Source organism: Bartonella sp. AP280QHHD, assembly GCF_042196125.1.
Taxonomy (GTDB): Bacteria; Pseudomonadota; Alphaproteobacteria; order Rhizobiales; family Rhizobiaceae; genus Bartonella.
In genome coordinates this window covers 1-13,147 of the sequence record NZ_JBHIPQ010000034.1, presented here as the reverse complement: position 1 = coordinate 13,147, position 13,147 = coordinate 1, and the positions used below count along the sequence as shown (strand labels likewise).

At 41.3% G+C, this 13,147-nt stretch carries 9 protein-coding genes and 1 tRNA gene; all 10 read right to left on the bottom strand.

Annotated features, from left to right (window positions below; translation table 11 throughout):
- Positions 1-43: 43 nt before the first annotated feature.
- The gene (gene rpoC, locus ACFIMK_RS04380) at positions 44-4,255 is read right to left on the bottom strand and encodes a DNA-directed RNA polymerase subunit beta' (protein WP_375638422.1); all 4,212 of its coding nucleotides are present in this window, start codon (positions 4,253-4,255) and stop codon (positions 44-46) included.
- A 172-nt stretch (positions 4,256-4,427) separates the two neighbouring features.
- Positions 4,428-8,576 (bottom strand): DNA-directed RNA polymerase subunit beta, encoded by a 4,149-nt coding sequence (gene rpoB / locus ACFIMK_RS04375; protein WP_375612113.1) that lies wholly within the window; start codon positions 8,574-8,576, stop codon positions 4,428-4,430.
- Positions 8,577-8,865: 289 nt separating this feature from the next.
- Complete coding sequence (gene rplL / locus ACFIMK_RS04370; RefSeq protein ID WP_273790654.1) at positions 8,866-9,237, bottom strand: 50S ribosomal protein L7/L12; 372 nt, start codon at positions 9,235-9,237, stop codon at positions 8,866-8,868.
- A gap of 101 nt (positions 9,238-9,338) precedes the next feature.
- Entirely contained in the window at positions 9,339-9,857 is a 519-nt protein-coding gene (rplJ, locus tag ACFIMK_RS04365) for a 50S ribosomal protein L10 (protein ID WP_012755027.1), read from the bottom strand.
- Between the two features lie 354 nt (positions 9,858-10,211).
- Complete coding sequence (gene rplA, locus ACFIMK_RS04360) at positions 10,212-10,916, bottom strand: 50S ribosomal protein L1 (RefSeq protein ID WP_375638421.1); 705 nt, start codon at positions 10,914-10,916, stop codon at positions 10,212-10,214.
- A gap of 4 nt (positions 10,917-10,920) precedes the next feature.
- Positions 10,921-11,349 carry a 50S ribosomal protein L11 gene (gene rplK, locus ACFIMK_RS04355; RefSeq protein ID WP_273723157.1) on the bottom strand — a complete coding sequence of 143 codons (429 nt, stop codon included), beginning with the start codon at positions 11,347-11,349 and terminating at the stop codon, positions 10,921-10,923.
- Positions 11,350-11,499: 150 nt separating this feature from the next.
- On the bottom strand, positions 11,500-12,030 hold the full coding sequence (nusG, locus tag ACFIMK_RS04350) for a transcription termination/antitermination protein NusG (RefSeq protein WP_273790740.1): 531 nt from the start codon (positions 12,028-12,030) through the stop codon (positions 11,500-11,502).
- Positions 12,031-12,050: 20 nt separating this feature from the next.
- Positions 12,051-12,263, bottom strand: a complete 213-nt coding sequence (gene secE / locus ACFIMK_RS04345) for a preprotein translocase subunit SecE (protein WP_273790652.1) — start codon at positions 12,261-12,263, stop codon at positions 12,051-12,053.
- Positions 12,264-12,462: 199 nt separating this feature from the next.
- A tRNA-Trp gene (locus ACFIMK_RS04340) sits at positions 12,463-12,538 on the bottom strand.
- A gap of 47 nt (positions 12,539-12,585) precedes the next feature.
- On the bottom strand, positions 12,586-13,147 hold a 562-nt coding region (locus ACFIMK_RS04335), incomplete at its 5' end, for an EF-Tu/IF-2/RF-3 family GTPase (RefSeq protein ID WP_375693521.1).

Here is a 13,147-nt window from a genome sequence, read left to right as displayed (position 1 = left end):
TTTCTATTCAGACGTTTTTATATTATGTGGTGTTGTATTTAAATTATTCAGTAACGGCCCCAGTTGTCATATTTGTCAACATAGCCTTAGCCACTTCGTTATTACTAGACTTACGCTGCTCATCTACAATCAAATCATCACGAACTGCAGCAATACGACGGATTTGAGAAATTGTACCACCCGTACCTGCTGGAATAAGACGACCGACAATAACGTTCTCTTTAAGTCCTTGCAAAGTATCAATTTTACCAGAAACTGCTGCTTCAGTAAGAACACGTGTTGTTTCCTGAAACGATGCCGCCGAAATGAAAGAAGGTGTTTGAAGAGAAGCTTTTGTAATTCCAAGAAGAATGGGATTACCAGATGCAGGTTTCTTCCCTTCTGCAATCAAATTATCATTGATTTCATCAAGTTCAATACGATCAACATTATCACCTGGAATATAACCAGAATCTCCAGATTCAGTAATTTCAACTTTTTGCAACATTTGACGAACAATCACTTCAATGTGCTTATCATTAATAAGAACTCCCTGCAGACGATAAACCTCCTGAATCTCATTAACAAGATAAGATGCCAAAGCTTCAACCCCCTTAATCGCCAAGATGTCATGAGGTGCTGGATTACCATCAAGGATATAATCTCCCTTTTCAATTTGATCGCCTTCTTGGAAGTGGAACAACTTACCTTTTGGAATCAAGTATTCTACTGCCTCAAGAGTTTTATCATTTGGTTCAATAATGATACGACGTTTATTCTTATAACCACGGCCAAATCGAATTGTACCACTAACTTCAGCAATAATCGCATGATCCTTTGGACGACGCGCTTCAAAAAGCTCAGCCACACGAGGAAGACCACCCGTAATATCTTTCGTCTTGGCACTTTCCATTGGCAAACGAGCAATAACATCACCAGCCTTAACATGAGCACCAAGCTCAACAGAAAGAATAGTTTCCACTGACATCATATAACGGGCTTCACCTCCCTTATACAATTTAGCAATGGATTCACCTTCTTTATCCGTGTGAATAATAATAGCTGGTTTAAGATCCGCACCACGTGGATTAGCGCGCCAATCAATCACCAAACGCTTCGTAATACCCGTAGATTCATCAGCTGTTTCAGTGACAGATAAACCATCAATCATATCTTCAAAACCCACATAGCCTTCAACTTCCGTTAAAATTGGACGTGTATAAGGATCCCATTCTGCTATACGTTGGCCACGTTTAACCACATCACCATCATCAACAAAAATATGAGCACCATAGCTAACACGATGTACAACGCGCTCTTTTCCTAACTCATCCTTGATAAGGATAGCCATATTACGCCCCATAACAACCAAATGGCCTTCAGAGTTACGAACTACATTACGATTACGAATCTCCACCTTACCTTCATAAGATGCCTCTAAATACGATGAATCAACAACCTGCGCAGTTCCTCCTAAGTGAAAAGTACGCATAGTAAGCTGTGTTCCCGGCTCACCAATGGATTGAGCAGCAATAACACCAACCGCTTCTCCCTGATTAACAGGTGTTCCACGCGCCAAATCACGACCATAGCATTTTGCACAAACACCAAGACGTGTTTCACATGTTAATGCAGAACGAATTTGAACAGATTGAATCCCAGCTGCTTCAATCTTCGCGACATCAGCTTCCTCAATCATTGCTCCACCTTCAAGGATAACCTCTCCAGAGACAGGATGTAGAATATCAACAAGCGCTGTACGACCAAGAATTCTTTGCCCAAGGGAGGCAACAATTTGTCCTGCATCAACAATCGGCTGCATGGTAAGCCCTTTTGCGGTACCACAATCAACTGCTGAAATAATAGCATCCTGTGCAACATCAACAAGACGCCGTGTTAAATAACCAGAGTTCGCCGTCTTTAACGCAGTATCAGCAAGTCCTTTACGTGCACCATGCGTGGAATTGAAGTATTCATTAACAGTTAGACCTTCTTTAAAATTTGAAATAATGGGTGTTTCAATAATTTCACCCGATGGTTTTGCCATTAATCCACGCATACCGGCCAATTGTCTCATCTGGTTAGCAGAACCACGAGCACCAGAGTGCGACATCATATAGATAGAATTCATCGGCCGTTGACGACCTGTTTTAGGATCAAAATCCACAGCTTGAATACGTTTCATCATTTCATCTGCGACGCGATCTGTACATTTACCCCAAGCATCTACAACCTTATTGTATTTTTCACCTTGTGTAATCAAACCATCATTATATTGCTGTTCGTACTCCTTAGCCAAAGCTTCTGTTTCTGCGACTAAACGCGACTTACTATCAGGAATAACCATATCGTCCTTACCGAATGAAATTCCTGCACGACAAGCATAAGAAAAGCCAAGCTGCATAATACGGTCACAAAAAATAACCGTCTCTTTTTGTCCACAGTGCCGATAAACATGATCAATCATTTTAGAAATGTTCTTTTTCGTCATCTCTTGATTGACAATATCAAATGAGATATCCGCACTTTTTGGCAAAAGCTCACCGATAATCAAACGACCAGGTGTCGTATCATAAAGTTTAGAGACTTCTTTTCCATCCTTCCCCATATTCTTAACACGGCCTTTAATCTTCGTATGAAGCGTTATAACCTTATTTTCCAAGGCATAATGAAGCTCACCTATATCAGAAAAGGCCATTCCTTCACCTGGTTCTTTTTCAGAAACAATTGAAAGATAATAAAGACCAAGAACCATATCCTGTGAGGGAACAATAATGGGAGCACCATTGGCCGGATGAAGAATATTATTGGTGGACATCATCAAAACACGGGCTTCAAGTTGTGCTTCAAGAGAAAGCGGAACATGAACCGCCATCTGATCACCATCAAAATCCGCATTAAAAGCAGTACACACCAATGGATGTAGCTGTATAGCTTTTCCCTCAATCAAGATAGGCTCAAAAGCTTGAATTCCCAAACGGTGCAATGTTGGTGCACGATTGAGCAAAACAGGGTGTTCACGAATAACCTCATCCAAGATATCCCAAACTTCTGGATGTTCTTTTTCAACAAGCTTCTTTGCCTGCTTTACCGTTGATGAATAGCCTTTTGCATCAAGCCGCGCATAAATAAAAGGCTTAAATAATTCAAGAGCCATTTTTTTGGGAAGACCACATTGATGTAATTTTAATTCAGGACCCGTCACGATAACAGAACGCCCCGAGTAATCAACACGCTTCCCAAGTAAGTTCTGACGAAAACGCCCTTGCTTGCCCTTCAACATATCTGATAAAGACTTAAGAGGACGTTTATTGGCTCCAGTAATCACACGCCCACGCCGTCCATTATCAAACAATGCATCAACAGCTTCTTGTACCATACGCTTTTCATTGCGTACGATAATTCCAGGAGCTCGCAATTCAATCAGCCGCTTCAAGCGGTTATTACGATTGATAACACGCCGATAAAGATCATTCAGATCTGATGTCGCAAAACGCCCACCATCAAGCGGAACCAATGGACGCAAATCCGGTGGAATAACCGGAATTGTTTTCATAATCATCCACTCTGGCTTATTTCCAGATTCAAGAAAATTTTCAACGATTTTAAGTCGTTTAATCAATTTTTTCTGCTTTAACTCTGAAGTTGTTTCAGCTAATTCAAGACGCAAATCATTAGCGATTTTATCTAACTCCATACTAGCTAAAAGCTCGTAAATAGCTTCAGCGCCAATCATAGCTGTAAACTGATCTTCTCCAAATTCATCAATAGCAAGCATATATTCTTCTTCAGAAAGAAGCTGATGGAGCTTAAGAGATGTTAACCCTGGTTCGGTTACAATATAATTCTCAAAATAAAGAACCCGTTCAATATCTTTTAAAGTTAAATCTAAAAGTGTAGAAATACGGCCTGGTAATGATTTAAGAAACCATATATGCGCAACGGGTGCCGCAAGTTCAATATGCCCCATACGCTCACGACGTACGCGCGAAAGAGTAACCTCTACACCACATTTTTCACAAATAATGCCCTTATACTTCATGCGTTTATATTTGCCACATAGACATTCATAGTCCTTAATAGGGCCAAATATACGTGCACAAAAAAGACCATCACGTTCTGGTTTAAAAGTCCGATAATTAATAGTCTCAGGCTTCTTAATCTCACCATACGACCAGGACAAAATTTTCTCAGGACTCGCAATAGAAATACGAATAGAGTCAAATGTCTGCGCTGGCGCTTGAGGATTGAAAAGATTCATGACCTCGTGGTTCATGCTGTTCTCCTTCAAAGATTCTTAGAACCTGTTGTAATATCTCATTTATTTTATAACAGATCTTCTTTAAAATACATTTACTTTTAAAAATGACCTGTATAGCCTTAATAAGGTTATTGAGCCTCTTAAAGTAATAAGAGCGCAGCCCTTTTCTAGTGCGCTCCTTGAATTATTATTCTGCCGTATCAGACAATGCCCGCTGTGCAATAAGTTCACGCGCATCATCAAGCTCCACATTAAGAGCAAGTGAGCGCATTTCTTTTACCAACACATTAAAGCTTTCGGGTATACCTGCCTCAAATGTATCATCACCACGCACAATTGCCTCATAGACTTTTGTTCGACCAGCCACATCATCTGATTTTACTGTTAGCATCTCCTGCAAAGTGTATGCAGCACCATAAGCTTCAAGCGCCCATACCTCCATTTCACCAAAACGCTGACCACCAAATTGTGCCTTACCTCCTAATGGCTGCTGCGTAACAAGTGAATAGGGACCAATAGAACGCGCATGAATCTTATCATCAACAAGGTGATGCAATTTCAACATGTAAATATATCCCACCGTTACTGGACGATCAAAAGGCTCCCCAGTACGACCATCATAAAGCGTAACCTGCCCTGAACTATCTAAGCCTGCGTCTTCCAGCATCATGTTAATATCAGACTCATGTGCTCCATCAAAAACAGGCGTTGCAATTGAAACCCCTTTCTTCATCTGCAATGCCAATTTGTAAAGGCTTTCATTATCATACTGACGAACTGGTTCATTATGATTATCATCAGGCATAAGATTTTCAATACGCTGACGCAACGGCAATATATCCCCAGTCTCTTGATATAACTCTAACAAAGCACCAATCTTCTTGCCCATCCCCGCACATGCCCAACCAAGATGCGTTTCAAGAATTTGTCCAACATTCATACGACTAGGCACACCCAGCGGATTCAAGACGATATCAGCATGGGTCCCATCTTCAAGAAATGGCATATCCTCTACGGGAAGAATACGTGAAACAACACCCTTATTCCCGTGACGTCCCGCCATCTTGTCACCTGGTTGGATTTTGCGCTTCACAGCCACAAAAACTTTCACCATTTTCATGACACCAGGAGGCATTTCATCACCTCTTTGGACCTTTTCAACCTTATCCATAAAGCGACGTTGTAATGCTTCTTTTGATTCATCATATTGCTTGCGCAAAGCTTCAATTTCATTTTGAAGCTTTTCATCCTCAACAGCAAATTGCCACCACTGGGATCGCGGATAATGCCCCATTACTGTACTATCAAGCTTTTTACTACCCGAAAAGCCTTTCGGACCTTCTACAGCAACTTTACCTGTCAACATATCGGTGAGGCGCGCATAAACATTGCGATCAAGAATAGACTGTTCATCATCACGGTCTTTTGCTAAACGCTCAATTTCTTCACGCTCAATTGCCATCGCACGTTCATCTTTTTCCACGCCATGGCGATTAAAAACGCGAACTTCAACAACAGTACCAAAAGTCCCAGGAGGCATACGCATAGAAGTATCACGAACATCGGATGCCTTTTCCCCAAAAATTGCACGCAGAAGCTTTTCTTCCGGCGTCATGGGACTTTCACCTTTCGGGGTAATCTTTCCAACTAAAATATCACCTGGTTGAACTTCAGCACCAATATAAATAATGCCAGCTTCATCAAGATTTCTTAACGCTTCTTCCGCAACATTAGGAATGTCGCGCGTAATTTCCTCAGGTCCAAGTTTTGTATCGCGTGCCGCAACTTCAAATTCCTCGATATGAATTGAAGTAAACACATCATCAGCAACAATGCGCTCGGATAACAAAATAGAATCTTCATAATTGTATCCATTCCAAGGCATAAAGGCTACGAGAACATTCCGCCCAAGAGCCAAATCACCAAGATCCGTGGATGGACCATCTGCAATGATATCACCTTTCTCTACCCTATCACCGACATGTACAAGAGGACGCTGATTAATACAAGTGGACTGATTAGAACGCTGAAATTTCTGTAAGCGGTAAATATCAACGCCTGATTTTGAAGGATCTAAATCTTCTGTTGCACGGATAACAATACGGGTAGCATCGACTTGATCAACAACACCACTACGTTTTGCACTCACAGCAGCTCCTGAATCGCGCGCAACAATAGATTCCATTCCCGTCCCAACAAATGGCGCTTCAGCGCGTACAAGAGGAACTGCTTGACGCTGCATGTTCGATCCCATAAGCGCACGATTCGCATCATCATTTTCCAAAAAAGGAATAAGCGCTGCTGCAACTGAAACCAACTGTTTTGGTGAAACATCCATCAAATCAACATGATCACGCGGCGCCATTAAAACTTCACCAGCATGACGGCAAACAACAAACTCTTCTATAAAACGACCTTCGTTATCTAATGAAGAATTAGCCTGAGCGACATAATGCTTTGCTTCTTCCATCGCTGAAAGATAAATAACTTCTTTTGTGACTTTTCCATCAATAATTTTTCGATATGGGCTTTCAATAAAGCCATATTTGTTAACTCGCGCAAATGTTGCTAAGGAGTTAATCAGACCAATATTGGGGCCTTCTGGTGTTTCAATCGGACAAATACGACCATAATGCGTAGGATGTACGTCACGGACTTCAAAACCCGCACGTTCACGAGTCAAACCACCTGGACCAAGAGCAGAAAGACGGCGCTTATGGGTAATTTCTGACAATGGATTGGTTTGATCCATAAACTGCGACAATTGTGAAGACCCAAAAAATTCACGGACTGCTGCTGCCGCAGGCTTTGCATTGATCAAATCCTGTGGCATAACTGTATCAATTTCAACCGATGACATACGCTCTTTTATCGCACGTTCCATACGAAGAAGACCAATGCGATATTGATTTTCCATCAACTCCCCGACGGAACGAACGCGACGGTTGCCAAGATTATCAATATCATCAATTTCACCACGTCCATCACGCAATTCAACCAACATCTTAACAACAGCAAGAATATCCTCTTGGCGTAAAATGCGAACTGTGTCTGGACAATCAAGATCCATACGTAAATTCATCTTAACACGCCCGACAGCTGAAAGATCATAACGCTCTGGATCAAAAAACAATGAATGGAACATTGCTTCTGCTGTATCGATTGTTGGAGGTTCACCTGGACGCATCACCCGGTAAATATCAAATAACGCATCCTGCCGACTTTCATTTTTATCCACCTTCAAAGTATTGCGGATGTAAGCGCCAATATTCATGTGATCAATATCAAGAATATTGACTTGATCAGCACTAACATCGAGCAGAACTTTTAATACTTTTTCGTCAATTTCATCACCAGCTTCAAGGTAGATTTCACCTGTTTCGTAATTGACGATATCTTCGGCTAGATAACAACCTAATAAATCATCTTCACTAACTTTAACCGCTTTAAGTCCTTTTTCTACCAAAGACTTCGCAGTACGAACTGTTAATTTTTTACCAGCCTCCGCAACGACTTCACCACTATCTGCATCTATAAGGTCAGAAATGAGCTTCATTCCTTTAAAGCGATCCACAGAATAAGGAACTCGCCATCCTTCTCCATCACGCTCATAAGTCACTTTATCATAAAACGTCGATAAAATATCCGACGCATCCATACCTAATGCCATCAAAAGACTAGTAACAGGAATCTTGCGCCGTCGATCAATACGCGCATAAATGATGTCCTTAGCATCAAACTCAATATCAAGCCAAGAACCACGATACGGAATAACACGAGCAGCAAAAAGAAGCTTTCCTGATGAATGGGACTTTCCTTTATCATGGTCAAAAAAGACACCAGGAGAACGATGCATCTGAGAAACAATAACACGCTCCGTACCATTAACAATAAAGGTACCATTCGTCGTCATTAAAGGCATATCGCCCATATAAACGCCTTGCTCTTTAATGTCTTTGATATCTTTGGAGCCAGTATCCTCATCAACATCAAAAACAATCAAACGCAATATGACCTTTAATGGGGCAGCATAAGTTAAATCACGTTGACGGCACTCTTCAACATCAAATTTTGGTAAATCAAATTCATAACCTACAAACTCAAGCATAGCTGTACCGGAAAAATCTGAAATAGGAAAAACCGATTTAAAAACAGCTTGCAAACCTTCATCTGGTCGCCCACCTTTCGGTTCCTCAACCATGAGAAATTGATCGTATGAGGCTTTTTGAACCTCAATAAGATTCGGCATTTCTGCTACTTCAGGAATCTTACCAAAAAATTTCCGTACGCGCTTACGACCATTGAATTGAGACATCATTGCGTGAGTCTGAGCCATCGTCGCTCCTTGATCTTTACTCTTCAAGGTAGACCAACCTTGAAAGCCTTATACCATTAACCTGCATATGCAGACCAGTTCACTTGACACTCAATAATGAGCATCATTAACTTTCCCTACCAACATAAGCCATTTATCTCTTTGACTCTATGATGAAGGGGTAAGTAATCCAAACCTATCCCATTCCTGTTACGAAACCATTGGGAAAAGTTTTTTACTCATTATTTTCCCTCTTTGTATTAAGAGAAAGAAAATCGGCGAACATAAATGCCCGCCGATAAAATTAAATTTACTTAAGTTCCACCTTAGCACCGGCAGCTTCAAGTTGAGATTTAATTTTTTCTGCTTCTTCTTTAGAAGCAGCCTCTTTAATAGGCTTAGGTGCACCTTCAACCAGATCTTTAGCTTCTTTAAGACCAAGTCCAGTAAGAGCACGAACTTCCTTAATAACATTAATTTTTTGTGCGCCACCTTCAACAAGAATAACATCAAATTCTGTTTTTTCTTCAGCAGCTGGAGCAGCAGCACCAGCAACAGCAGCGACAGCTACAGGAGCAGCAGCCGAAACTCCCCACTTTTCTTCAAGTAACTTAGAAAGCTCAGCGGCTTCCAAAAGGGTTAGATTAGAAAGGTCTTCTACGATCTTCTCTAGATCAGCCATTTTTAAATTCCTTCAATTAAAAGATTTGAACCATTATTAAATCTTATTCAAAAAAACAGAAAAGCATTAAAGCTCTTCCATAAACGTGAATACAAACAGCCTTAAGCCGCCTTATCCTCCTGAGCATATGCTCCAATGACACGTGCAACCTGACCAGCAGGGGCATTAACAACCTGTGCAATACGGGTCGCAGGGGTAGAAATCATACCCACAAGTTTTGCACGCAACTCGTTTAATGAAGGCAATGAAGCCAATGACTTCACAGCATCTACAGTTAAACTTGTTGCACCCATTGAACCGCCAAGTATGACAAATTTGTCATTGCTTTTCGCAAAATCAACAGCAACTTTCGGTGCTGTGATTGGATCTTCTGAATAAGCAATAAGTGTTTGTCCAGTAAACAAACCCACTATCGATTCAGATTCCGTGCCCTGAAGAGCGATTTTAGCAAGACGGTTTTTGGCGACCTTAACGGCACCGCCAGCTTCACCCATTTTCGAACGCAGATCATTCATCTGTGAAACTGTCAGACCGGAATAATGTGCAACAACAACAGAACCAGACTTCCGAAAAGCCTCGTTAAGCCATGTAACAAATTCGCGTTTTTCCGCTCTATTCACTGTCTCTCTCCATTTAACAGATTTGCTTAAAACAAACCTGTTGGTTACCTTTGATAACATAAAATACTTCATGTCACCGATGAGGATCCTGTCCCCTTTTTCACGCACAGCGTTCAAAGGCAACCTTGGCTCAAACCCTTTAAGTCTTTTAACTCTCAGTTTTTACCCCAGTCTCATGCAGGTTTTTTTGATTAAGATACTTAAAAGCATCACCTACAATCTCGGACAGGATATTCCGGAATTTCTCCCGGTACAACCTAAGCCCTATAAAGCTTAGATAGCGAGCTGATCAAAATCAGCATTTTAAATACAATTTTGATATTCCCATACCCCAAAACAAAATTATAAATCAGCTTATACTAGCTCTGAACGAACCGTTGCTGGATCAACTTTAACACCAATTCCCATAGTCGACGAAACAGCAACGCGCTTAATATACTCACCTTTTGCACCTTGCGGTTTGGCTTTAATAACTGCACTTGCAAAGGCTTTTATATTTTCTACGATTTTTTCAACACCAAAAGAAGCCTTACCAATACCAGCATGCACAATACCAGCTTTTTCCACACGAAACTCAACAGCACCACCTTTAGAAGCTTTGACAGCACCGACGACATCAAGTGTTACAGTACCAACTTTCGGATTCGGCATCAAACTCCGTGGACCAAGAATCTTACCAAGACGACCAACAAGAGGCATCATGTCTGGCGTTGCAATACAACGATCAAAATCTATAGTCCCTCTATTAACGCTTTCAAATAAATCTTCGGCACCCACAATATCAGCTCCTGCCGCCTTAGCTTCCTCAGCCTTATCCCCACGAGCAAAAACGGCAACACGAATATTTCTCCCTGTTCCATTAGGCAAATAAGCAACGCCTCGAACCATTTGATCAGCATGACGAGGATCAACACCCAAGTTCATTGAAATTTCGATTGTTTCATCAAACTTAGCAACGGCACGCTCCTTAACCATTGAAACGGCATCTTTTAAAGCGTAGAGTTCATTAAAATCAATATCTTTTCGGATATTTTTTATTCTTTTTGCTACTTTTGCCATAATATTAGCCCACCACTTCCAAGCCCATCGAGCGAGCAGAACCTTCAACCATACGCATTGCTGCCTCAATGTCATTCGCATTAAGATCTTTCATCTTTGATTCCGCAATCGAACGAATTTTATCGCGAGAAATGCTTCCTACAGACACTTTACCAGGCTCTTTTGAGCCAGATTTCAGGTTTGCTTCCTTCTTTAAAAAGAATGATACAGGAGGCGTCTTGAGAGAAAAGGTGAAAGACTTATCTTGGTAATACGTAATAACAACTGGAATCGGTGCCCCCTTTTCCATTTCTTGTGTCGCTGCATTAAACGCCTTACAAAATTCCATGATATTAATACCACGCTGCCCAAGAGCTGGACCAATTGGTGGAGATGGAGTAGCAGCTCCTGCAGGAACCTGCAACTTAAGCTGACCTATACTTTTTTTTGCCATAACAATCTGCCTTTAATTTCACTGGTATACTGACAATTCATCTTGCCCGTTACCCGCTTGCAGTCACGTGGTTCGGATCATTAAGCCGACAAAAGCTATAAATCACCTCCCACTCCTTCCTTAAAGTAATTAAAACTACTCTAAGTTTAATCAGAGTTTTTCAACCTGACCAAATTCCAAATCAACAGGCGTAGGACGCCCAAAAATAAGCACTTCAACCTTAAGACGAGAGCGCTCTTCTTCAACCTCTTGAACAATTCCATTAAACGAAACAAAAGGACCATCAGCAACGCGAACTTGCTCTCCAACCTCAAACAATACAGAGGACTTTGGAGACTCAACCCTTTCCTGAACTTGTTTGAGAATTTGCTCAACCTCTCGATCAGAAATAGGAACAGGACGCGCATCCGACCCTAAAAAACCTGTCACTTTAGGCGTATTCTTAATAAGATGATAAACTTCATCTGTTAACTCAGCACGAACAAGAACATAACCAGGAAAAAATTTTCGCTCAGTATCAACTTTGCGTCCACGACGAACCTCTACAACACGCTCTGTTGGAACAAAAATCTTTTCAAAAAGATGATCAAGTCCCTTTTGCTTTGCCTCCTTATCAATAGCTTCCGCTACTTTCTTTTCAAAATTTGAATATGCCTGAACAATATACCAACGAGCTGCCACAGTCACACTTCCTTACATTCTCAACTAAAAAGATATTTCAGAAGATCAATAACCCGCCAAACACCAAAATGCATAACCTGATCCACAATAAAAAAGAAAGCTGAAGCCAATGCAGTTACCAACAAAACCATAATAGTAGAAATAACCGTCTCACGACGTGTAGGCCATTTCACTTTAATTGTTTCTGCATAAACCTGCTTCAAAAAGGTAATCGGATTGGTTTTAGATGCCATCGTCACACTATACTCTCTCTAGTCCTATTGTGTTTTATAGAACAAAATAAACAGGAAAAAACGCAAAAGCCAACTTTCAGACTTATGCAATTTCCTTACTTTCTATTCAATACCGTTTCACACACAAAAAAACAAGCCCCATATCAAAAAAAGCGAAAAAGGCAGCAAAATCCACTCCCTTATATGTAAAACCCCCCTTTGGCAGGGGCAGCAGGACTTGAACCCGCGACCTGCGGTTTTGGAGACCGCCGCTCTACCAACTGAGCTATACCCCTAACTCTCAAAACTAAAACACTTTTAACACCCCTTTAACAAGCATTATTTATTCAATGATCTTAGAGACGATACCGGCACCAACAGTACGACCACCTTCACGAATAGCAAAACGAAGTTTCTCTTCCATCGCTATCGGAACGATCAACGAAACATCCATCGCAACATTGTCANCAACAGTACGACCACCTTCACGAATAGCAAAACGAAGTTTCTCTTCCATCGCTATCGGAACGATCAACGAAACATCCATCGCAACATTGTCACCTGGCATAACCATTTCCGTTCCTTCTGGAAGCGTAACAATACCTGTAACATCCGTCGTACGGAAGTAAAACTGAGGACGATAATTCGTGAAAAATGGTGTATGACGTCCACCTTCATCTTTTGTCAAAATGTAAGCTTCTGCTTTAAAACGTGTATGAGGTGTAACGGATCCTGGCTTCGCCAACACTTGACCACGCTCAATCCCTTCACGGTCAACACCACGAAGCAGAGCTCCTATATTATCACCCGCTTGCCCCTGATCTAAAAGCTTGCGGAACATTTCAACGCCTGTAACCGTCGTCTTAGACGTTGGACGAATACCGATAATCTCGATTTCCTCTCCA

What these genes read in the sequence shown, in the direction of transcription:
- rpoB (WP_375612113.1), bottom strand. Translation starts at nt 8,576, where the DNA reads ATGGCTCAGACTCACGCAATGATGTCTCAATTCAATGGTCGTAAGCGC.
- rpoC (WP_375638422.1), bottom strand. Translation starts at nt 4,255, where the DNA reads ATGAACCACGAGGTCATGAATCTTTTCAATCCTCAAGCGCCAGCGCAG.
- secE (WP_273790652.1), bottom strand. Translation starts at nt 12,263, where the DNA reads ATGGCATCTAAAACCAATCCGATTACCTTTTTGAAGCAGGTTTATGCA.
- rplL (WP_273790654.1), bottom strand. Translation starts at nt 9,237, where the DNA reads ATGGCTGATCTAGAGAAGATCGTAGAAGACCTTTCTAATCTAACCCTT.
- rplK (WP_273723157.1), bottom strand. Translation starts at nt 11,349, where the DNA reads ATGGCAAAAAAAAGTATAGGTCAGCTTAAGTTGCAGGTTCCTGCAGGA.
- rplA (WP_375638421.1), bottom strand. Translation starts at nt 10,916, where the DNA reads ATGGCAAAAGTAGCAAAAAGAATAAAAAATATCCGAAAAGATATTGAT.